Genomic DNA, 20,814 nt, shown 5'->3' on the forward strand with positions numbered 1-20,814 from the left:
GGGACGCAAGAGGATGAGGGGGTTCTCATCTGCGAAACATTCGAGGTCCCGCATCCCCGTATCATCAGCGGTATGCTGCGCGCGATCACCCATCCGGCCGCTGCGCTCGCCGCAGCCGCCGTGGTGTTCGCCGTTGTCAGCCACGCACCCGAGGCCGCCGGCGCCACTTCTCACCGGGATGCCGATCCCGTCCCCGCGCGCTCGACGCAGCACCTCCCCTCGGGAGACATCACGACGCTCTCGACGGGCCGGTTGGCGACGATGTCGCCCGCCGACCTGCAGCACCTCGCCGACCGGACCGCACCCACCTCGGCCACGTCGTGGTGGGGCGCCCTGCCCGCCGCAACGCAGGAGAACCTGACCCGCCACGCGCCCGATGTCATCGGATCCCTCGACGGCATCCCCGCCGACGCACGCGTGAGAGCGAACCGGCTCGGGGCGCGCGAGCGGCTGGGGCAGATCGACTCGATGTTGACCGAGCTGGTCTCGCAGCAGAGCGCGACGCCGACCGACGCGGCACTCGAGCCGCTCCGCCAGGAGCGCACGTATCTGGCGAAGGTCGTCATGGGGGCCGTGCAGCTCTACCTCTTCGCGCCCGGCCGAGGCGCCCTCGTGGAGATGGCAGGGGATGCCGCGGTGGCGACCCGCATCCTCTTCGTGGTGCCCGGGACCAACGCCTCCCTCCGCAGTTTCATGGTGGACGACCCGGTCACCTCCGTCGCGAACTGGCAGGTGAGACACGCCGACCCGTCGGCGCCCGTGCTCGCCTTCACGGTGCTCGCCGCGCCCATGCCACAGATCTCGATGGACCTCGCGTCGGGGCCGCAGAACAACACGATCGCCACGGCGGCGGGCGCGAACTACGCTCGCATCGTGAAGGGAATCCACGCCGCTTTCCCGGGGCTTCCGACACTGAGCTACGAACACAGCGCGGGATCCCAGGTCGGGAGCGCGGCCGAGATGGCAGGCGCCCGCTTCGACGCGCGGTTCCTCGCCGCAGGCGTCGGTGCGACCGACGGGTACACCACGACCCCGGGAACCGCGTACTACGCAGCGCAGGCGAAGGACGACATCAACCGCTACTACGCGGGCTTCCAGGTGGGCGACATCGGTTACGGCGTCGGCCCCGAGGACTTCTCCGGGATCACGATCGTCGACCCCGGCTTCACCGAGACGCAGACGGGCAATGTCACCGCCATGGTGTCGCAGGGCCTCACCCTCCACAATCGACTGTTCAGCGGCGACGGCTCGACGAACGGAACGGTCCTGAAAGACGTCCGACTGCTCCTCACCTCTCTCGCGCACGAGAGCGACGGCTGATGTCGTTCCGGTCCCTCGCGGCAACGGCGCTCGTCGGGACCTTCCTCTTCACCCTCACAGCCTGCGCTCCGGCTGACGCTCCGACATACGGCGACGTGCGCGCACAGGCGGAGGACGCCGTCACGGAGATCGTGGCGGCCCTACCGGAGGGCTCCACCTACACGGCTGCGGGCGACGCGACATCCACCGCATGCGGGACGGATGCCGCAGGTGCCGCTGGTCCCCGCGGCACCGCGTTCGCGACCGTCCAGGGCGAGGTCGCCCTCCCCGACGGCTCGGACGCCGCATCCGTCGTTGCGGATCTCCCGACCGCCCTCGGCGACGGCTGGGCGATGGAGCCCGTCGGCATCGACGTGGCCCTCGCCACGGCTCGACTGAATCGGGCGGGATCGGGCGTCTCCGTCGACGTGACCGAGCGCGCCGCTGAGGGGTCGGCCGCGCTCGAGATCCTCGCCGTGTCGCCCTGCGGCCGCGTCGACTGACAGCGGCCGGGACGCATCTCACAGGCGCGAGCCCTTGTGCGTTCGCCGCGTCCGCGATATCACTATCTACATAGGTAAATGACCTCGCACGAAGGAGTGACATGGTCGGTTCGACGACAGCGAAGATCTTCGACTTCCCCCGGAACGCCTGGTACGTGGCCGCGTGGGACTACGAGGTGGGCCGCAAGCCCCTCGCGCGCACGATCGCGGGGCAGCCGATGGCACTGTTCCGCACCGAGGATGGCGCCCCGATCGCCCTCGCAGACGCCTGCTGGCATCGCCTCGCCCCGCTGTCGATGGGCACCCTCGTCGGCCGCGACGAGATCCAGTGCCCGTACCACGGCCTCCGCTACGACTCCGCGGGCCGCTGCACGTCGATGCCGGCGCAGGAGACCATCAACCCGAGTGCCCGCGTCCCGGCCTTCCCCCTGGTCGATCGATACCGCTATGTCTGGGTGTGGCCGGGTGACGCCGACCTCGCCGACCCCGACCTCATCCCCGACATGCACCAGATGACGGATGCCGCCTGGACCGGCGACGGCGAGCTCATCCACGCGCCGTGCAACTACCAGCTGGTGCTCGACAACCTCATGGACCTCACCCACGAGGAGTTCGTCCACTCCTCGAGCATCGGCCAAGCGGAGCTCAGCGAGTCGGACTTCCTCACCAGCCACACCGACACGACCGTGACGGTGGAGCGGTGGATGCACGACATCGAGGCGCCGCCCTTCTGGCTGAAGAACATGCGCGATCGCTTCCCGGGCTTCTCGGGCCGGGTCGATCGCTGGCAGATCATCCACTTCGAAGCGCCCTCGACCATCCGCATCGACGTGGGCGTCGCCGAGGCGGGCACCGGTGCGCCCGAGGGAGACCGGAGCCGCGGCGTCAACGGCTACGTGATGAACACGATCACGCCCGAGACCGACCGCTCCTGCCACTACTTCTGGTCGTTCCAGCGCAACTACCGTCTCGAGAGCCAGCTGATAACGACGCAGCTCCGCAACGGCGTGCACAACGTCTTCGGCGAGGACGAGCGGATGCTGGCCGCCCAGCAAGCCGCGATCGACGCCAACCCGGGCTACGAGTTCTACAGCCTGAACATCGATGCGGGCGGCATGTGGGTGCGCCGCATCCTCGACGGACTCCTCGCGACAGAAGGCCGCTCCTCGGTCGCTCCGCCGAGCACCGCCGCAGCGCCGTCGACGTCGGTGGCGTGACGTGGCGAGTTCGCACACCGTCGTCTGGCAGAACGCTCGAGTCGAGGAGGTCTCCCCCGTCGCCGCACACGTGCAACGGATCGTGCTGCGACCCGATCGCGCGCGCCCGACGCCGCCCGGCGTGCACGTCGACGTCCGCCTCCGCCTCGCCGATCGCACGCTGGAGCGGTCGTACTCGATCGTCGAACCCGTCGGGGCGAACGGCGCCTTCGCCCTGAGCGTCTTCCGCTCCGAGACATCCCGAGGCGGGGCGGACGCCATGCACGCCCTCCGCCCGGGCGACACGGTCGAGGTGACCGAACCCCTGCAGGACTTCGCCTACCGCGGCGGACGCGACCCCGTCGTCTTCCTCGCCGGCGGCGTCGGCATCACGGCACTCGTGCAGATGGCGCGGGCCGCCCGCGGGAGCGGCAGACCGTACCGCCTCGCGTACTGCGGCCGGTCGGCCGCGGCCATGCCGTACCTCGACGACCTGCGTCGCGAGCACGGCGAGCTCCTGGAACCTCACATCCGTGAGGAGTCCAGCGGGCTCGACGTCGCCGCCTTCGTCGCGTCGGTCCCGCCCGCGGCGGAGTTGTACGTCTGCGGGCCGATCCGCTTGATGGATGCCGTCCGCCGCGAGTGGCTCGCGGCCGGGCGGAAGCCGGCCCAGCTTCGCTTCGAGACTTTCGGCAACAGCGGATGGTTCGCCCCCGAGCCGTTCACGGTCCGCATCCCCGCGACGGGAGTCTCCTGCCGGGTCAGCCCCGACCAGACACTTCTGGAGGCGCTCGAAGCTGCCGGTGTCGACGCCCTCTCAGACTGCCGGAAGGGCGAGTGCGGCCTCTGCGAGGCGCGTGTGTTGGGTCTGCAGGGCCGCATCGACCACCGCGACGTGTTCTACAGCGAACGCCAGCGGGATGCGGAGTCGAAGATCTGCGTCTGCGTCTCACGCATCGTCGGCCAGGGCGGCGAGTCGCCGGAGATCGAACTGCTCCTCAGCTGAGAAGCGCGATTCCCTCTTCCGCCCAGGCGATCTCGGTGCGGGCGCGCGCGACGAGCCCCTGATAGGTGTGCCGTTTGAACGCGATCGTCCGGGCGCGGTCCGACTCCGCGGTCACCGCGAGTCGACGGACGAGCATCGGGTTTCGGAGCGCGTCGATGTTCGACAGCTCCTCGACCCACCGATCGTGCTCGTCCCGCCACACCGCGATGTGACGTTCGTAGAACGCGCGGGCGGACCCGTCGTCGACGGCCTCGAGGTAGGCGGCCTTCAGGTGGGCGACATCCTTCGTCCTCTGATACTCGAGAGGAGCGTCGAGCCAGGCGACGAATGCCCGGTCGCCCTCGGGTGTCGCCTCGTACAGTCGCCGGGTCGCCCGCGGACCGCGCGGTGCCTCTTCGGCACGAATGAGACCTTCGGCCTCCATGCGCCGCAGCTCGGGGTAGATCTGTGAGTCGGGGGCGTACCACACGTGACCGACCGAGAGGGAGAACTGCTTCTTGAGGTCGTACCCCGACATGGGTCCGACCCGCAGCAGTGCGAGCAGCGCGTAGCGCAGTCCCATGGCTCCCCCTTCTGGCGTCTTCCGAAGCCTACTGAGGGGGCGAGGCTCAGGCGCGGACGCCCTCCGGGGAGTCGCGCGTCACCAGGTCCAGAGCGGCGAGGTACATCTCGAGCTGTTTCGCGAAGACCTCCTCGTAGTTCACGAGCGCCAGGTCCGCCTTGGCCGCCTCGGCATACGGGAACTGCGAGGGGTCGGCGGGGGCGTAGATCTGGATCCACCCTTCGGCGACTTCGCGCGCACCGGCATTCGCGAGCCGCGCGCCGTGGGCGGCGGCAGCGCCGAGGACGGTGGTTGCGTACACCTGGTACTGCACGACCGCGGGCCGACCGCGGACACCGGCGACGGCCAGAGCTCGAAGGATCCACTCGACCGCCCGCAGCTCATTCATGCCGTTGGTGACCGTCGTGAGCGCGATCGCGGCCGCCGCCGGATGCGCGGCCGCCGTCCGCCACGCGCGCCACGCGAGGTCGGTGAGGTCGGCACGCCAGTCATCGGTCGGTTCGTAGCCCTCGAGCGAGATCCCATCGAGGTGATCGGCGACAGCCTCCACGAGGTCGTCCCTGCTGGCGAAGTGCCGGTAGACGGCGGTCGGCGAAGACTTCAGCTCCGCACCCAGCCGCGAGAACGTGAGCGCGGACTCCCCCTCGTCGTCGAGAAGCCGCATGGCTGCGGCGACGATCTCCGTCTGGCTGATCGACCCGCGCTTGCGGCGCGCTCGGCTGGGTTCGGTCATGCCGTCCTCCGATCCCGGGCCGATCGCCCTCGTCGACACATCATGTCCCCATAGTGAAGCACATTGACTATGCGGGGTACGACGACGGCATCAGACGGCGCGTTCCTCGTTGATCGAGTTCGCGCCGTCGATCACGAGCAGCTGACCCGTGATGTAGGACGCTCCCTCACTGGCGAGGAAGGCCACCGCAGCGGCGACTTCGAGAGGTGTACCCGACCGACCGATCGGCGTTGCGGCGCCCATCGACACTTCGTGCGCACTCGAGGAGGACGTCTGGATCCACCCGGGAGCGACGGCGTTCACCGTGACACCAGCTGCCGCGGTGTCGACGGCTGACGCCCGAGTCAGCCCGACCATCCCGGCCTTGGCCGCGTGATACGCGACGTCGCCCCGGTACGCCTGCACGGGACCCGAAAGCGACGCCACGTTGACGATGCGCCCGTACCCGGCCGCCCGCATGCCGGGGACGACGGCTCGCGTCATCCGCAGCGCCGTCGTGAGGTTCCGATCCAGCGGGGCCTGCCACTGCTCGATCGTGATGTCCTCGACGGATGCCGGCTCGTCCGGGTGGGCGAGCGAGGTCATGCCGGCGTTGTTCACCAGGACATCCGGTTCGCCGAACGCAGCGCGGGCCGCTCGCATCACGGCATCCACGCCGGCTGAATCGGTGAGGTCCGCGGCGACGCCGACCGCGTCGATCCCCTCTGCCCGGAGAGAAGCGACGCGGTCCTGGATGCGGTCGGTCGTCGAAGTGACGACGACACGCATCCCGGTCCGGCCGAGGAGGAGAGCCGCGGCGGCTCCGATGCCTTCGGCGCTTCCCGCTCCGGTGACGAGGGCGATCCGGTGGGCTTGGTCGGTCATGACGTTCCTTCGTTTCACGAGTTGAGCGTTCGTTGCACAAGATGGGACCCGCCACTTCCCCGTCGCACCCTCGTGATTCCGCGGGTGATGGAGGTCGTGTAACAACGGCGAGTCAGCGTCGTCACGGTTTAGTGAACGTTATTGACTAGCACGTCCACTATGGACATACTCGGGTCAAACGCGCAATGAGGCGCGGCATCCCGATCGGCTGGAGAGCTCGATGACCCCTGCTCCACCTGCTCCACCTGTACCGCCCGCCCTGCGGTTCAGCTTCCGCATCGTCGCGCGCGTCGACCCCGGCATCCCGCTGGAACGTCGCGGCGACGACGTTCTCGACTACATCCCCATCACCGGCGGACCGGTGTCGGGAGACGTCGAGGGCGAGATCATCCCCGGCGGCGCCGACTGGTGCGTCGCCCGCGCCGACGGCACCTACGACGTCGAAGCCCGCTACCTCATTCGGACCGCCGACGGGCACGTCATCGACGTGTACAACGTCGGCGTCGTCCGTCCGAGCACCGACGGTCCCGACTACTTCCAGTCCACGCCGCGCTTTCGCACGGTGGCCCCCGAGCTCCAATGGCTCACCCGGTCGATCTTCGTCGGACGCGCCCACGCCAGCGGCGAGGCCACGACGATCGACATCTTCGAAGTCCTGATCTGACCCGCAGCGCCCGACTGCGTCCCCCACGAGAGGCCCATCATGAACAAGAGGCACGCCGCCATTGCGGCATCCATCGTCACCGCCGTCGCCCTCACGGCGACGGGGTGCACCACCACCGCCAGCCCCACCGCCACCAAGACGGACACCATCCGGACGACGATCGACATCCCGGCGACGTTCGACCCCACCCTCAGCTCGTCGCTGCCCGACTTCCTCCTTGCGCGCACCTCGTACGACACCCTCGTGCGACGGGATGCCGGCGGTCTGGTCCCGGGCCTCGCGACGAAGTGGGAGTCGACCCCGACCGAGGCGACGTTCACGATCCGCACCGACGCGACCTGCGCCGACGGCACGAAGATCACGCCGTCCGTCGTCAAGAACTCGCTCGACTACTTCGCGCGCCCCGCCAGCGGCTCGACGCAGGTCGTCTACACGTTCGGACCGGGCAACACCGCTCCGAAGATCACCGCCGACGATGCGGCCGGCACGGTGACGGTCGCCGTGGACACCCCCTGGCCCTACCTCGTCGACGCCATGTCGGTCGCGAGCAGCGGCATCATCTGCCCCGCCGGCCTCACCGACTCACAGAAGCTCGCGCAGGGAACCGCGACGGGCGGCGAGTCCGGCCCGTACACCCTGACCTCGGCAGAACCGGGTGTGCGTTACGAGTTCACCCTCCGCGACGACTACACAGCCTGGCCCGACTGGTCCACCGACATCTCCGGAACGCCGGCGAAGAAGCTCGTCTACTCGGTCTCCCCCGATTCGACGGCGACGGCCAACCTGGTCCTCGGCGGCCAGCTCGACATCGGCAAGATCCAGGCGACCACGATGGACCGCTTCACGGGGCAGGCCGGCTACGACGTCGCGGTGAACCCCTTCTCGGACAGCTACCTCATCTTCAACGAGCGCGAGGGCAGCGTCTTCACCGACGAGGCGGCCCGTAAGGGCGTCATCGCGGCGATCGACCGGGCGATGTACGGCAACGTGACGTCGCTCGACACCGGAAAGGTCCTCACATCCCTCGCCGCAGAAGGCACCTCGTGCGTCGCGGACTCGAAGATCGAGATCCCCGCGCAGGATGTCGCCGCCGCCAAGAAGGCGCTGGCAGGCAAGACGATCCGCCTCGTCGCACCGACCATCGTCGGCCCGAACGGTGCGGGCAACGAGTACATCGCCGAGGCGCTCCGCGCAGCCGGCGCGACGGTGCAGCTCGACAACACCGACGTCGGCAGCTGGATCACGACCGTCGTCACCAAGCCCGGCGACTGGGACATGACGGTGTTCGCGGACCTCAACTTCCTCGGCTCGCTGGCCAGCCCCCTGCTCAACCTCACCGGACCCACGATCGACCAGGGCGGCACCAACTTCGGCGACGTGCAGAACGAGGGCGCTGAGGCGGCTTTCGCGGCGGCGAACACGGCGACCGATGACGCGGCTCGCTGCGCGGCGCTCGACGAGACCGTCGCGGCGCTGGTCGACCGCTCCGACACCCTCCCGCTCCTGAACGACGCCTTCATCTACGCGTCCCGGCCCGGATTCAGCGTCCAGATGCTCGGCGGGGCGTTGGACGACCCGATCTTCCGCATCAACGGCTGACCTCCTCGAAGGAAAGAACCATGATCTCCTCCTCCATCTCCGCGACGGAGCTCGCGCGACTCATCCGCTCGGGCGAGGTCTCCGCCGTCGAGACCGCTCATCACTACCTGAACCGACTGGATGCCGCCAATCCCGACGTCAACGCGATCGTCTGGATCGACCGCGACGATGTGCTCCGCCGCGCGCAGGAGTCCGATGACCGTCTCCGCAGCGGCGACACCTCGCGCCCCTTCGAGGGCGTGCCGATGCCGATCAAGGATCTCGTCAGCGTCAAGAATCAGCCGGTCACCTGGTCCTCGCTCGCCGTCACCGAGAAGCTGGCGGAGGAGAACGAGGTGACGGTCGACCTCATCGAGGAGGCGGGGTTCGTCCTGTTCGGCCGCTCGAACAGCCCGGAGTTCGGCGCGCTGACCGCCTCGGAGAACCAGCGGTGGGGCAAGACCCGGAATCCCTGGAACCTCGAGTACACCTCGGGTGGGTCGTCGGGTGGCGCCTCCGCCGCGGTGGCGGCGGACATCGCCCCCATCGCCAACGCCTCGGACGGCGGCGGGTCCATCCGCGTGCCGTCCGCGGCGACGGGGCTCGTCGGCCTGAAGCCCAGCCGCGGCCGCATCCCGAACGACATCCGGGCGTGGGAGCACTCGACCACCGAGGGTGCCATCACACGGACGATCGAGGATGCCGCCGGCGTCCTCGACACGCTCGCCAAGGTCGACCTCCTCGGCTGGTATTCCGCTCCTGCTCCCGCTCGTCCGTACCTGGAGGAGATCCGCAGCCCCAGTCCGCGCCTCCGCGTCGGGCTGCTGCTTGAGGCGCCCACGGGTGTCGAGGTCGATCCGCAGAACCGCGAAGCTGCCGAGATCACGGCCCGCGCGCTCGAGGCGCTGGGGCACCACGTCACACCGGTGTCGCCGTTCCTCTTCAGCGAGAGGGCCACCCGCGGCTTCGCCGACCTCATCATCAACGCCTCGACGTGGTCCTCCCCCATCGAGGACCCCGAGAAGCTCGATGCGTACATCAAGTACCGCTACGACCGGGCGACACTGTTCCACGCCGGCCAGTACGCGGAGATCGCCGCCCTCCTGCAGTGGGAGACCCGTCAGGTCGCCGCGCAGTGGGGCCGAGACTTCGACATCCTCCTCACTCCGACGACGGCCGTTCCGACGCCCCGGGTCGGGTCGGTGTACGACGAGGGCAACGAGGACCCGGCCGGCCCTCGACTCACCGAGTTCCGCACGATCTCCTTCACGGCGTTCTGCAACATCGCCGGGCTCCCCGCGATCTCCCTCCCCGTCCACATCGACTCCAACGGTGTGCCGCTGGGTGCGCAGCTGGTCGGCGGCCCCTACGACGAGGCGACCCTGCTGCGCGTCGGAGCCGAGCTCGAGCAGGTCTTCGACTGGCAGCACCGTCAGGCCCCGATGGTCGCCGCCGCCGGGGTCCGGTGATGGCGGGGGTCGATCTCTCGGTCATCGCCGACGCACCGGCGATGACCGCAGCGCGCCGGCTCGCGCGGAGCACGTGGGGCGGATTCGCCCTCCGTCGCTTCGGCGGACTGGTGCTCTCGCTGGCGCTGCTGGTCCTCCTGACCTTCCTGATCGTCCCACTCATCCCCGGCGATCCGGCCGTCGCCATCCTCGGCCCGAACGCCTCGGCCTCGGCCGTCGCGGCGCTGCGTGACAGGTTGAACCTCGACGACCCGCTCCCGTTGCAGTTCATCGAGTACCTGAAGGGGCTTTTCACCTTCGACCTCGGGCAGAGCTTCCGTTACAACACCCCGGTGACCGACACGATCGCGACCAAGCTGCCGTACACCGCGACGACCGCCCTGGGCGCCATCGCGGTCGTCATCGTGGTGTCGATCCCGGTGGGGATGGCCGTGGGCGTCCTCACCCGGGGTGGCCGCCGGCCCTGGCTCTCGGTCGGATTCGGCGCCATCGCGGGACTGTTCGCCTCGTTCCCGGCGTACGTCGCCGGCACCCTGCTGGTCGTCGTCTTCGCCATCGGGCTGAAGCTCTTCCCCGCCGGTGGGGCGGCGACACCCGACGCCTATGTCCTGCCGATTGCGGCGCTCGCCCTGGGACCGACCTTCGCCGTCGCCCGCGTCGTGGTCCAGGAGACCTACGGCGTGCTGCATCAGGACTTCATGCGGACCGCCCGCGGCAAGCGGCTCAGCGGCGCGCGGCTGTACATGCGTCACGCCCTGCCGAATCTGATGACGAGCACGCTGACCCTCACGGGACTCATCCTCGCGAGCATGCTCGGCGGCGCCATCGTCATCGAGACGGTCTTCAGCCTGCCGGGGCTCGGCCTCGAGGTCGTCCAGGCGATCATCTTCCGCGACTTCCCCGTCATCCAGGGCATCGTCCTGACGGTCGGAGCCCTCGCGATCCTCATCAACCTGCTGATCGACGTCATCCTCGGGCTGATCGACCCGCGCACCCTCGGAGGTTCGTCCCATGTCTGAACGACGCACCCGACGGATGCCGGTGTCTCTCATCGCGGGTCTGGCGATGCTCGGCATCCTGATCGTGCTCGCCGTCGTCGCTCCTCTCATCTGGGGTGAGAGCGCCACGACGGTGAGTCCGAACACCCGCATGGCCCCGTCGGCCGACCACCTGATGGGAACGGACGACCTCGGTCGCGACGTCCTCGCCCGCACCCTCGTCGCCACCCGCCTGACTCTCCTGATGGCGGCGGCGGCCACCGTCGGCTCGGTCGTGCTGGGCGTGCTCATCGGCGGTCTCGTCTGGGTCGCGAGCCGTCGGGTCCGGGAGTGGGTGCTGCGCATCGTCGACTCGACCGTCGCGTTCCCCTCACTGGTCCTCGCCCTCGTGATCGCCGCGATCCTCGGAGCCGGGATGGTGCCCGCGATCATCGCGATCGCGATCGCGGGCGTGCCGAGCTTCGCGCGCATCACGTCCAACATGACGGGCGCCGTCGCGACCCGGGACTTCGTCGGGACGGCACGCCTGCTCGGTGTGCCGCGCGTCGCGCTGTTCTTCCGGCACCTTCTGCCCAACATCTCAGGACCGCTGCTCGTCTTGATCGCGTCGAGCTTCGCGCTCACCCTCCTCGACATCTCGAGCCTGTCCTTCGTCGGCCTCGGTGTGCAGAGCCCCGACTTCGACTGGGGACGGCTTCTCAACGAGGGGCTGCCCGCGGTCTACGACCAGCCGCTGCAGGTCGTCGGTCCTGCCGTGATGCTCGTCTTCGCAGGCGTCGCGGCGATGCTGACCGGTGACGGTCTCGCAACGTGGCTCGATCCCCGCAGCTCTCACCACCGGCGGATGACGCGTCTGCCGGCCACGCCGCGCGGCACGTCGACGTCGCCCGATGCGCTCGTCGAGGTTCGCGGGCTCACCGTCCGTGCGCCGAACGGCACGACGCTCGTCGACGGCATCAACTTCGACATCGCACCGGGCGAGATCCTGGGCCTCGTCGGCGAGTCCGGCTCCGGCAAATCGATGACCGCGATGGCGCTCGCTCGGCTGCAGGCCGACGGCGTCGTCGTCGATGCGAGCGTGCTGCGCCTCGGTGACCTCGACCTGCTGTCGAACCGGCACCGCGGGCGGTTGGCGAAGGAGATCGGGCTCGTCTACCAGGACCCCGGATCGACGTTCAACCCGGCGCTGCGCATGTCCGCGCAGCTCACCGAGGTCGCCCGCGTCCACCTGGGGCTGTCCCGTCGCGCGGCCAAGGCCACGCTCATCGACCGGCTGACCGACATGCGGATCCGCGACCCGAAGACGGTGATGGATCAGCATCCCTTCCAGCTGTCGGGCGGGATGCTGCAGCGCGCCACCATCGCCTCGTCGCTCGTCACCGACCCGAAGCTGCTGATCGCGGACGAGCCGACGACGGCACTCGATGTCACCGTGCAGGCCGAGGTCCTCCGGGCGCTGCGCAAACTCAACCAGGAGCACGGCACCGCGGTCCTGTTCATCTCGCACGACATCGGTGTGGTCGAGGCGCTGTGCGACCGCGTCCTCGTTATGCGGCACGGCGCGATCGTCGAGCGCCTCGACGTCGAGGCGCTGCGGCGGCGCGAGGTCCAGCATCCGTACACGCGGGCACTGCTGGAGGCCACGCCCACCCTCACCATCACGCCCCGCCCACTCGAGGAGAGCCCCCGTGTCTGACACCCCCGAATCCGCGCCCGTCCTCCGGATCACGGGCCTCGACGTCGACCTCGGTTCGGGGCTGCGGACCGCCCGCGTGCTGACGCAGGTGAACCTCGACGTCGCGCGCGGCAGCGCGGTGGGCGTCGTCGGCGAGTCGGGGTCGGGAAAGTCGACGCTCGCGAAGACGATCATCGGTCTCCACCGCGCGACGGCAGGGTCGATCGTCTACGACGGCACCGACCTGACCACCGTCCGTCGGAAGGCCCTTCAGCCGCTCCGCCGACGCCTGCAGTACATCCCGCAGGATCCGTTCTCCTCGCTGGACCCGCGCCGGACGATCGGCCAGACCCTCGCCGAGGCGATCGACCCCGTCCACGCGCGGCTCCGCCGTCACCGGGAGAGGATCGTCGACGCCCTCGCCGCCGTGACGCTCGGCGAGGACACCGTGGACCGCTATCCGCACGAGTTCTCGGGCGGGCAGCGGCAGCGCATCGCCATCGCCCGCGCACTGGTCGTCGATCCCGAGGTCATCATCGCGGACGAGATCACGTCCGCGCTCGACGTCTCGACGCAGGCAGAGGTGCTGCGGCTGCTCGCACGCCTGCGTGCGGACCTGGGCATCACGATGCTGTTCATCTCGCACAACCTGGCCGTCGTCGAAGAGCTCTGCGATCACGTGATGGTGCTGCTCCACGGTCGCGTCGTGGAGGCGGGGCCGACGGCCGAGGTGTTCTCCGACCCGCAGGACCCCTACACCCGGACGCTCCTGGAGTCCGTCCCCGGAGGACCGGCCTTCGACGTCACCGCTCCGCTCCTCACGGCGCCCGTGCGGACCCTCTCGCCCCGGTGACCGGCGCATCCTCCCTCCCCACCCCCGTAACAGGAGCTGCAGTGACCGAGGTCTTCGACTACTTCGTACAGGTGGAACTGCCCACCCCGACCCTCGCCGACGACGAGGTGAGGCGACTGTTCGCGGCATCCTTCGGCGTCGAGGTCGACCTCCGTTCCCTCGGCAGCCAGCAGGACCAGAACTTCCGCGTGTTCGCCGTGGGCTCCGACGAGCCGCTCGGCGTCCTCAAGCTCAGCAACCCCGTCTTCAGCGAGGGCGAGATCGAGATGCAGGATGCCGCGGCATCCGTCGTCGCGGAGCGGGACCCGGCCCTGCGCATCCCGAAGATCGTCGCGGGCCCGCACGGCGCGATGTCGACGTGGTGGGACTCGTCGGAGGGACGCATCCACGCCCGCGTCATCGAGAACATCTCCGGCCGCACCCTGATGGGCTCGGACTACCTCTCCCCCGCTGTCGTGGAGCGCATGGGCGAGCTGTCCGCCCGCGTCAGCATCGCCCTCGCCGACTTCGCGCACCCCGCGAGCGGCCGCATCCTGCAGTGGGACCTCCGTTACGCCGCACGCGTCGTCGACACCCTTCTGCCGAGCGAACCCGATGCCGACGTGCGGAGCTTCGTCGAACGCGCCGTGAGTGACGCACGGAGCAGTCTCGACGCCGTCTCGGCCGACCTGCCGATGCAGGCGGGACACTTCGACATCACCGACGACAACATCCTGCGGCCGGGCCCGGGCCTCCTCCCCGACGCCGTCATCGACTTCGGCGACGTGGCGAAATCCTGGCGCGTGGGCGAGCTCGCCGTGACGCTGTCGTCGGTGCTCCACCACGACGGTGCCGACGCGACGAGCACCCTGCCCGCGATCCGCGCGTTCCACGCCCGCCGGCCGCTCGACGAGAACGAGATCGTCGCCCTGTGGCCTCTCGTGGTTCTCCGCGGCGCCGTCCTCGTCCTCAGCGGGCGCGCGCAGGTGCGTCTCGACGAAGACAACGCGTACGCCAGCACCGCACTCGAGCGGGAGTTCCGCGTCCTCGAGCGCGCGGCCGCCGCGCCGGTGCCGGTCGTCACCGAACTGATCCGCGATGCGCTCGCGCTCGAGCCCACCGGCGCGGCGCAGCCCTGGCAGGGCAGCCCCGTCGTCTCGCTCGGCGACGCCCGTGTCGAGCTGGATGCCGGGACCCTCTCGCCCCTCAACGACGACGGCGCGTGGCAACGAGCCGCCACCCTCGACGACGCTGCGCTGCGCGCGCTCGACCTCGGCGCGAGCGCCGTGACTCTGCCGGCGTGGCAGCCGATCCTCACGGGCTCGACAGTGCGGCCCCGGAACGAGGCGGCAACGATCCCCACGGGTGTCACGCTCTGGCTCGCCGCCCCCGCCCCGCTTCCAGCCGGCACCGTCTCCGACGGCGTCCTCACCTGGACGAACGGCGACGACGCGATCCGCATCTCCGGACTCCCGATGGATGCCGACGCCGCCACCCTCCCGGCGCGGACCCGCCTCTACGTCCAGCGTCACCGGGCGTCCGGGCCGATCCCGCCCGCGATGACGACCGCCGAGTACGCCACCGCCTGGCGGCGGGTCGCGGGAGACCCGTCCGCTGCGCTCGGGCTCGAGCCCGCGGCATCCGGAACCTCGTCCGCCGAGGTCCTCGAGCGCCGCCACCGGGTCCTCGCCGAGGTGCAGGAGCACTACTACTCGACTCCCCCGCAGATCGAGCGCGGCTGGCGCGAGCACCTCGCCGACGTCGACGGCCGGGTCTACCTCGACATGGTCAACAACGTCGCCTCGGTCGGCCACGCGCACCCGCACGTCGTCGCCGCGGCCACCCGGCAGATGCACCTGCTCAACACGAACTCCCGCTTCCACTACGGCGCGATCGCCGAGTACGCCGAGCGGATCGCGGCGAAACTGCCGGAGGAGCTCGACACGGTCTTCTTCGTGAACTCGGGCTCGGAGGCCACCGACCTCGCCGTGCGGCTCGCCATGGCGTCGACGGGTCGCCGCGACATCGTCGCGATGCGTGAGGCGTACCACGGCTGGACCTACGCGAGCGATGCCATCTCGACGTCGATCGCCGACAACCCGAACGCGCTCACCACGCGGCCCGACTGGGTGCACACCGTCGCTGCGGCGAACTCCTTCCGCGGCGAGCACCGGGGGGTGGATGCCGCCCGTTACGCCCCCGAGGCCGTCGCCGTGATCGACGCCCTGGCCGCTGACGGCCGCGCACCGGCGGGGTTCATCTGCGAGTCGTACTTCGGCAACGCCGGCGGTGTCGCCCTCCCCGACGGCTACCTGCAGGAGGTTTACGCGGCGATCCGGCGGCACGGCGGCATCGCCATCGCCGATGAGGTGCAGGTCGGTTTCGGCCGACTCGGCGAGTGGTTCTGGGGTTTCGAGCAGCAGGACGCTGTGCCCGACGTGGTGGCCGTCGCCAAGTCGATCGGCGGCGGGCATCCGATCGGCGCCGTCATCACCCGCCGTGACATCGCCGATCGCTACCGCACGGGCGGGTACTTCTTCTCCTCGACCGGCGGCTCGCCCGTCTCCGCCGTGGTCGGCATGGCCGTCCTCGACGTCATCGAGAATGACGATCTGCCCGGCAACGCGTACACCGTCGGCAGCCATCTGAAGCGCCGGCTCGAGGCGCTCGGCGCCGACCACCCCATCGTCGGACGCGTCCACGGGTCGGGGCTGTACCTCGGTCTCGAGTTCGTCCGCGACCGCGAGACCCTGGAGCCCGCGACGGCGGAGACCGCGGCGATCTGTTCGCGTCTGCTCGAACTCGGCGTGATCATGCAGCCGACCGGCGACTTCCAGAACGTCCTCAAGATCAAGCCGCCGATGGTCCTCACGCAGGCATCCGCGGACTACTTCGCCGATGCGCTCCGCCGCGTGCTCGAGACCGGCTGGTGACCCCTACGCCCATGTCCATCCCCGTTCCGGAGGTCACCTCGTGAACCGCACCGTCCTCACCCGCGCACGCATCCTCGACGCCGCCACGGCAGAGCTCTCGCCCGAGACGACGATCGTCATCGAGGGCGACACGATCGCGGCGATCGGCGACGCTCCCGCCGGTGGTCAGGCGATCGACCTCGGCGGCCGCGTCGTCGTCCCCGGCTTCGTCGACTCCCATGTCCACCTCGGGTGGCTCGGTGCCAGCCTGGCGAACGTCCCGCTGACCGACGCCGCCGACCTCGGCGAGATCCAGCGCCGGCTGGTCGCGGCGCGTGCAGGGCTCGACGAGGACGCGACGATGCTCGTCGGCAAGGGCTGGCTCTTCGACGCGGTCGACGGCGAGCCCACCGCCGCCATGATCGACGCCGTGGTCGACGACATCCCGGTCTTCCTCAACTGCAACGACATGCACTCCGTATGGGCGAACTCCGCAGCGCTCCACGCTCTGGGGGTGGATGCCTCGACCCCCGATCCCGCCGGCGGACGCATCGCGCGACTCGCCTCGGGCGAACCCGCGGGCATGCTCTACGAGCGCGCCGCCCACGAGATCGCGTGGGACTACATCGCGCGGGAGACGAGCGACGACGACCGGGTCGTCTCGGCGAAACGCGCGCTCGACGCCTTCGCCGCCGCGGGTGTGACCTCGGTCGTGGATATGGGGATGAACGGCGCGGACTGGCGTGCGCTGCAGACCCTCGCCGAGCAGAGCGGTGGATCGCTCCCTGTGCGTGTCAGCGCCCACTGGCTCGTCGCCGACGCCGGCGACGACGAGGGGAATCTCGCTCAGGTCCGGCGGGCGATGGCCGCGCGCGCGGAGTCGACGGAGTGGCTGGATGTCATCGGCATCAAGCTGATCCTCGACGGCACGATTGATGCGTGTACGGCTGCCATGCGGCATCCGTATGCCGACGGCAGCAACGACGACCTCCTGTGGGACGTCGACCGCCTGCACCGGGTGGCGACCGACGCGGATGCCGTGCAGTTGCGGCTGGCGATCCACGCGATCGGCGACCGCGCGAGTTCGATCGCGCTCGACGTGCTGGAGAGGGTCGTCGCCGAGAATCCGTCGTGGGATCGGCGGCCGCGGATCGAGCACCTCGAGGTGGTCGCCGACGAGACTCCCGCACGGATGGCCGCGCTCGGCGTCACGGCATCCGTTCAGCCCGTGCATGCCGACCCGGCGATCCAGTCGAACTGGCGGGCGGTCCTGGGAGACGACCGCGTGGAGCGGGGATTCGCGTGGCCGCTCTTCAGCGAAGCGGGGGCTCTCGTCGCCTTCGGCACCGACGCGCCGACCGCGCCGCACGAGGCGCTCGACAACCTCTTCGTCGCGACGACCCGTCGCTCCGCGCTCGACCCGAGCCTGCCGGCGAACCACCCGCAGTGGTCCCTCCCCCTCGATGCGGCGTTCCGTCACGCGACGATCGACTCCGCGGCATCCTTCGCCGTCGACGACCGGGTGGGCAGGATCGCGACGGGCTATCGCGCCGATCTGACGGTTCTCGACCGCGATCCCGCGGAAGCGGACGGATTGCGGGGCAACGCCGTCGCCCTGACGATCAACGCAGGACGCGTCGTCTTCACGGGCGAGGCCGCCGACCGGGTCACGGCTCGGTAGGGAACGCGACCATGCGGAGCAGACGAGCGAGTTCGACCCGCTCCGCGGCGCTCAGCGGCCGCAGGGACTCCTCCTCGGCGGAGCGCGCCGACGCGCGCGCTGCGGTGTACGCGGCGCGCCCCGCGTCGGTCGCGACGACGACGTTCGCCCGGCGGTCTCGCGGGTCGGATTCGCGGACGACGAGGCCGTCCCTCGCGAGGTCGTCGATGAGGGCGACGACCTGGCTCGGGTCGAGGCGGAGGAAGTCGGCGAGCTCGCGCTGCGACGGATGCTGCTCCGACACCGCGAGCGCGAGGACCGAGTACGACCGCACCCTCAGGTCGTGGGCAGCCAGGGCTGCGTTGCCGCGCGACTGCGTCGTCGCGCTCGCGCGGGCGAGTAGGAAGCCGAGGTCGTCGATGAGCGGACTGTCATCGAGCCCGGCCGACGGGGTCCCGCTCGTCGCCGCAGGTGTCATCCCGACACTGTAGCAAGCAGTGCGAATTCACAATCATTGACTTTCACAATGGTTGAGTGCAACCATGGTCGCGGACGAAGGAGTCATCATGACGCTCGAAGGAAAAGTCGCCATCATCACCGGCTCGGGTCGAGGCCTGGGCCTCGCCTACGCGAAAGAACTCGCCCGCCAGGGAGCGGCCGTCGTCATCAACGACGTCGACGAGGCCACCGCCGACGCGGCCGTACGCGAGATCCAGGATGCCGGTGGCCGCGCCACCGCTGTGACCGCCTTCGTGGGCTCGACCGAGACCGCCGACGCGCTCGTGGACGCCGCCGTCTCGACCTTCGGACGCCTGGACATCGTCGTGACCAACGCGGGCGTTCTCCGTGACACCGTGCTCTGGAAGATGAGCGACGACGACTTCGACACCGTCATCGACGTGCACCTGCGAGGCACCTTCACGACGGTCCGCGCGGCCGCCTCCTACATGCGGGCGAACGAGATCGCCGGACGCATCATCTGCATCGGGTCACCGACCGGCCAGCGCGGCAACTTCGGCCAGACGAACTACGCCGCCGCGAAAGCCGGCATCGTCGGCATGGTGCGGACGTGGGCGCTCGAGCTGAAGCGCGCCGGGATCACCGCGAACGCCGTCATCCCCGTCGCCGCGACCGCGATGACCGCGACGGTCCCCTACTTCGCCGCTGCCGTCGAGGCGGATGCCGCGGGTGAACCGATGCCGGCGTTCTTCCGCCACGATCTCGGCTTCGGGACGTCCGACGACGTCGCGGGCCTCATCACGTTCCTCGCCTCGGATGCCGCGGCGCAGGTCACCGGCCAGGCGATCGGCATCGGCGGTGACCGCATCCAGCTGTGGTCGCACCCCGAGCCCGTCGCGACGGCGTACCGCGAAGGCGGGTGGACGGCCGACGCGCTGGCCGACGGCTTCTTCGACGCCGTGGGCGACCTGCAGAGCGTCGGCGAGAAGTTCCCGGCCCTGCCCGAGGATCTGCAGCGGCCCGCGCCGACCGCCTGACGCATATGACCCGCTACGAGCAGGCGATCGACGTCGAGAGCCTCACCGCGATCGACGTGCACGTGCACATCGAGGTCGACGCCCACGGGCACGCGTCGTTGCCCGACGATCTCGCCGCCGCCGCGAGCAGGTACTTCGCCGCGGACGCGCCGAGGCCCGACCTCGACGGTGTCGCCGCGTACTACCGGGAGCGGCGGATGGCCGCCGTCGTGTTCACGGTCGATGCCGAGACCCACCTCGGTCACCCGCCGCTGTCGAGCGCGGAGATCGCCGAGGGCGCTTCGCGCAACAACGACGTCCTCATCCCGTTCGGATCCGTCGACCCGAACCGACCCGACGCGGTCGATCGTGCGCGACGCCTCATCGAGGACTCCGGCGTGCGGGGGTTCAAGTTCCACCCCACGGTGCAGGGGTTCGATCCGAGTGACGAGGCGCACTACCCGCTGTACGAGGCGCTCCAGGGCGCCGGGGTCGTCGCCCTCTTCCACACCGGCCAGACCGGGATCGGGGCGGGGATGCCGGGCGGTCGGGGCCTCCGGCTCGGACTGTCGAACCCGATGCTCCTCGACCCTGTCGCCGCCGACTTCGGCGACCTGCAGATCATCATGGCGCACCCCTCGGTGCCCTGGCAGGACGAGGCGATCTCGGTCGCGACGCACAAGCACAACACCTGGATCGACCTGTCGGGCTGGAGCCCGAAGTACTTCCCCGACCAGCTCGTGCGCGCCGCGAACTCGTTCCTGAAGCGCCGCATCCTGTTCGGCTCCGATTTCCCGCTCCTCACCCCCGACCGGTGGATGCGGGATGTCGAGACGACAGCACTCAAGCCCGAGGTGATGCCCGGCATCCTCCGCGACAATGCGGCACGACTGTTCGGCATCCTCCCCCATCACGACAAGGAGACGTCATGACCACCACCATCGCCTACGACGACATCGCCGGCCTCGCCGGCACCGACCTGGGGTGGTCGGATTGGCTGGAGATCACGCAGGAGCGCGTGAACGGCTTCGCCGACGCGACCGACGATCACCAGTGGATCCACACCGACCCGGAGCGCGCCAAGGACGGCCCGTTCGGCGCGGCGATCGCGCACGGCTTCCTCACGCTCTCGCTCGCCGTGTCGTTCTGGACCGAGCTCCTCGACGTCACCGAGGTGAGCACGAAGGTGAACTACGGACTCGACAAGGTCCGCTTCGTCTCGCCCGTCACGGTCGGCTCGCGCGTCCGGATGAACGCCGTGGTGGCCGAGGTGACCGAGGTGGCCGGCGGCTATCAGCTCGCCGTCGACCAGACGATCGAGATCGACGGCGGCACGAAGCCCGCCGTCGTCGCGCGCGGTCTGTACCGCTTCTACCGCTGATCCAGCT

At 69.9% G+C, this 20,814-nt stretch carries 19 protein-coding genes; 15 read left to right on the forward strand and 4 right to left on the reverse strand.

Annotation, left to right across the window (positions count from 1 at the left end):
• Positions 1 to 72: 72 nt before the first annotated feature.
• The 4 genes from ABQ271_RS09480 (at position 73) to ABQ271_RS09495 (ending at position 4,004) form a co-directional block, all read left to right on the forward strand.
• On the forward strand, positions 73 to 1,320 hold the full coding sequence (locus ABQ271_RS09480; protein WP_349308526.1) for a hypothetical protein: 1,248 nt from the start codon (positions 73 to 75) through the stop codon (positions 1,318 to 1,320).
• Positions 1,320 to 1,802 carry a hypothetical protein gene (locus tag ABQ271_RS09485; RefSeq protein WP_349308527.1) on the forward strand — a complete coding sequence of 161 codons (483 nt, stop codon included), beginning with the start codon at positions 1,320 to 1,322 and terminating at the stop codon, positions 1,800 to 1,802. Before ABQ271_RS09480 ends, ABQ271_RS09485 begins: the two co-directional genes overlap by 1 nt.
• A gap of 101 nt (positions 1,803 to 1,903) precedes the next feature.
• Positions 1,904 to 3,019 (forward strand): aromatic ring-hydroxylating dioxygenase subunit alpha, encoded by a 1,116-nt coding sequence (locus ABQ271_RS09490; RefSeq protein ID WP_349308528.1) that lies wholly within the window; start codon positions 1,904 to 1,906, stop codon positions 3,017 to 3,019.
• Between the two features lies 1 nt (position 3,020).
• Entirely contained in the window at positions 3,021 to 4,004 is a 984-nt protein-coding gene (locus ABQ271_RS09495; RefSeq protein ID WP_349308529.1) for a PDR/VanB family oxidoreductase, read from the forward strand.
• Here ABQ271_RS09495 and ABQ271_RS09500 read toward each other — a convergent pair.
• The 3 genes from ABQ271_RS09500 to ABQ271_RS09510 all read right to left on the reverse strand — a co-directional run bounded on the left by ABQ271_RS09500 (position 3,997) and on the right by ABQ271_RS09510 (position 6,163).
• Entirely contained in the window at positions 3,997 to 4,566 is a 570-nt protein-coding gene (locus ABQ271_RS09500; protein WP_349308530.1) for a PadR family transcriptional regulator, read from the reverse strand. The genes ABQ271_RS09495 and ABQ271_RS09500 overlap by 8 nt on opposite strands.
• A 46-nt stretch (positions 4,567 to 4,612) precedes the next feature.
• Positions 4,613 to 5,299 (reverse strand): helix-turn-helix domain-containing protein, encoded by a 687-nt coding sequence (locus tag ABQ271_RS09505; protein WP_349308531.1) that lies wholly within the window; start codon positions 5,297 to 5,299, stop codon positions 4,613 to 4,615.
• A 90-nt stretch (positions 5,300 to 5,389) separates the two neighbouring features.
• Complete coding sequence (locus ABQ271_RS09510; RefSeq protein WP_349308532.1) at positions 5,390 to 6,163, reverse strand: SDR family NAD(P)-dependent oxidoreductase; 774 nt, start codon at positions 6,161 to 6,163, stop codon at positions 5,390 to 5,392.
• Positions 6,164 to 6,383: 220 nt separating this feature from the next.
• Between ABQ271_RS09510 and ABQ271_RS09515 the strand changes: the two genes are divergently transcribed.
• The 8 genes from ABQ271_RS09515 to ABQ271_RS09550 are packed head-to-tail and all read left to right on the forward strand — an operon-like array spanning position 6,384 to position 17,972.
• A complete protein-coding gene (locus tag ABQ271_RS09515; protein WP_349308533.1) occupies positions 6,384 to 6,827 on the forward strand; it encodes a DUF3237 domain-containing protein in 444 nt (147 codons plus the stop codon).
• A 39-nt stretch (positions 6,828 to 6,866) separates the two neighbouring features.
• Entirely contained in the window at positions 6,867 to 8,426 is a 1,560-nt protein-coding gene (locus ABQ271_RS09520; protein ID WP_349308534.1) for an ABC transporter substrate-binding protein, read from the forward strand.
• A 20-nt stretch (positions 8,427 to 8,446) separates the two neighbouring features.
• A complete protein-coding gene (locus ABQ271_RS09525) occupies positions 8,447 to 9,874 on the forward strand; it encodes an amidase (RefSeq protein ID WP_349308535.1) in 1,428 nt (475 codons plus the stop codon).
• The gene (locus ABQ271_RS09530) at positions 9,874 to 10,893 is read left to right on the forward strand and encodes an ABC transporter permease (protein ID WP_349308536.1); all 1,020 of its coding nucleotides are present in this window, start codon (positions 9,874 to 9,876) and stop codon (positions 10,891 to 10,893) included. Before ABQ271_RS09525 ends, ABQ271_RS09530 begins: the two co-directional genes overlap by 1 nt.
• Entirely contained in the window at positions 10,886 to 12,568 is a 1,683-nt protein-coding gene (locus ABQ271_RS09535) for a dipeptide/oligopeptide/nickel ABC transporter permease/ATP-binding protein (protein WP_349308537.1), read from the forward strand. Before ABQ271_RS09530 ends, ABQ271_RS09535 begins: the two co-directional genes overlap by 8 nt.
• On the forward strand, positions 12,561 to 13,400 hold the full coding sequence (locus ABQ271_RS09540) for an ATP-binding cassette domain-containing protein (RefSeq protein ID WP_349308538.1): 840 nt from the start codon (positions 12,561 to 12,563) through the stop codon (positions 13,398 to 13,400). The genes ABQ271_RS09535 and ABQ271_RS09540 overlap by 8 nt, the downstream gene beginning before the upstream one ends.
• 41 nt (positions 13,401 to 13,441) lie before the next feature.
• Positions 13,442 to 16,312: an aminotransferase gene (locus ABQ271_RS09545; RefSeq protein ID WP_349308539.1), complete on the forward strand. Its 2,871-nt coding sequence runs from the start codon at positions 13,442 to 13,444 to the stop codon at positions 16,310 to 16,312.
• 40 nt (positions 16,313 to 16,352) lie between these two features.
• Positions 16,353 to 17,972, forward strand: a complete 1,620-nt coding sequence (locus ABQ271_RS09550) for an amidohydrolase (protein ID WP_349308540.1) — start codon at positions 16,353 to 16,355, stop codon at positions 17,970 to 17,972.
• Here the strand turns inward: ABQ271_RS09550 and ABQ271_RS09555 are convergent.
• Positions 17,959 to 18,429 carry a MarR family winged helix-turn-helix transcriptional regulator gene (locus ABQ271_RS09555; protein ID WP_349308541.1) on the reverse strand — a complete coding sequence of 157 codons (471 nt, stop codon included), beginning with the start codon at positions 18,427 to 18,429 and terminating at the stop codon, positions 17,959 to 17,961. The two genes, ABQ271_RS09550 and ABQ271_RS09555, sit on opposite strands and share 14 nt — an antisense overlap.
• A gap of 88 nt (positions 18,430 to 18,517) precedes the next feature.
• Here ABQ271_RS09555 and ABQ271_RS09560 point away from each other — a divergent pair, with 88 nt between their 5' ends.
• Genes ABQ271_RS09560 through ABQ271_RS09570 form a run of 3 tightly spaced genes read left to right on the forward strand, consistent with a single transcriptional unit; the run spans position 18,518 to position 20,807 of the window.
• Positions 18,518 to 19,447, forward strand: a complete 930-nt coding sequence (locus ABQ271_RS09560; RefSeq protein WP_349308542.1) for an SDR family NAD(P)-dependent oxidoreductase — start codon at positions 18,518 to 18,520, stop codon at positions 19,445 to 19,447.
• 5 nt (positions 19,448 to 19,452) lie between these two features.
• Positions 19,453 to 20,358, forward strand: coding sequence for an amidohydrolase family protein (locus tag ABQ271_RS09565; RefSeq protein ID WP_349308543.1), 906 nt, complete (start codon positions 19,453 to 19,455; stop codon positions 20,356 to 20,358).
• The gene (locus ABQ271_RS09570; RefSeq protein WP_076708053.1) at positions 20,355 to 20,807 is read left to right on the forward strand and encodes a MaoC family dehydratase; all 453 of its coding nucleotides are present in this window, start codon (positions 20,355 to 20,357) and stop codon (positions 20,805 to 20,807) included. Before ABQ271_RS09565 ends, ABQ271_RS09570 begins: the two co-directional genes overlap by 4 nt.
• Positions 20,808 to 20,814 lie beyond the last annotated feature (7 nt).

Source organism: Microbacterium sp. MM2322, assembly GCF_964186585.1.
In the GTDB taxonomy this organism is placed as follows: domain Bacteria; phylum Actinomycetota; class Actinomycetes; order Actinomycetales; family Microbacteriaceae; genus Microbacterium.

Bases quoted from the DNA above. Each gene is read 5' to 3' on its own strand.
- ABQ271_RS09510 (WP_349308532.1), bottom strand. From the start codon at position 6,163: ATGACCGACCAAGCCCACCGGATCGCCCTCGTCACCGGAGCGGGAAGC.
- ABQ271_RS09515 (WP_349308533.1), top strand. From the start codon at position 6,384: ATGACCCCTGCTCCACCTGCTCCACCTGTACCGCCCGCCCTGCGGTTC.
- ABQ271_RS09535 (WP_349308537.1), top strand. From the start codon at position 10,886: ATGTCTGAACGACGCACCCGACGGATGCCGGTGTCTCTCATCGCGGGT.
- ABQ271_RS09505 (WP_349308531.1), bottom strand. From the start codon at position 5,299: ATGACCGAACCCAGCCGAGCGCGCCGCAAGCGCGGGTCGATCAGCCAG.
- ABQ271_RS09520 (WP_349308534.1), top strand. From the start codon at position 6,867: ATGAACAAGAGGCACGCCGCCATTGCGGCATCCATCGTCACCGCCGTC.
- ABQ271_RS09480 (WP_349308526.1), top strand. From the start codon at position 73: ATGCTGCGCGCGATCACCCATCCGGCCGCTGCGCTCGCCGCAGCCGCC.
- ABQ271_RS09530 (WP_349308536.1), top strand. From the start codon at position 9,874: ATGGCGGGGGTCGATCTCTCGGTCATCGCCGACGCACCGGCGATGACC.
- ABQ271_RS09525 (WP_349308535.1), top strand. From the start codon at position 8,447: ATGATCTCCTCCTCCATCTCCGCGACGGAGCTCGCGCGACTCATCCGC.
- ABQ271_RS09500 (WP_349308530.1), bottom strand. From the start codon at position 4,566: ATGGGACTGCGCTACGCGCTGCTCGCACTGCTGCGGGTCGGACCCATG.
- ABQ271_RS09555 (WP_349308541.1), bottom strand. From the start codon at position 18,429: ATGACACCTGCGGCGACGAGCGGGACCCCGTCGGCCGGGCTCGATGAC.
- ABQ271_RS09490 (WP_349308528.1), top strand. From the start codon at position 1,904: ATGGTCGGTTCGACGACAGCGAAGATCTTCGACTTCCCCCGGAACGCC.
- ABQ271_RS09560 (WP_349308542.1), top strand. From the start codon at position 18,518: ATGACGCTCGAAGGAAAAGTCGCCATCATCACCGGCTCGGGTCGAGGC.
- ABQ271_RS09565 (WP_349308543.1), top strand. From the start codon at position 19,453: ATGACCCGCTACGAGCAGGCGATCGACGTCGAGAGCCTCACCGCGATC.
- ABQ271_RS09485 (WP_349308527.1), top strand. From the start codon at position 1,320: ATGTCGTTCCGGTCCCTCGCGGCAACGGCGCTCGTCGGGACCTTCCTC.
- ABQ271_RS09570 (WP_076708053.1), top strand. From the start codon at position 20,355: ATGACCACCACCATCGCCTACGACGACATCGCCGGCCTCGCCGGCACC.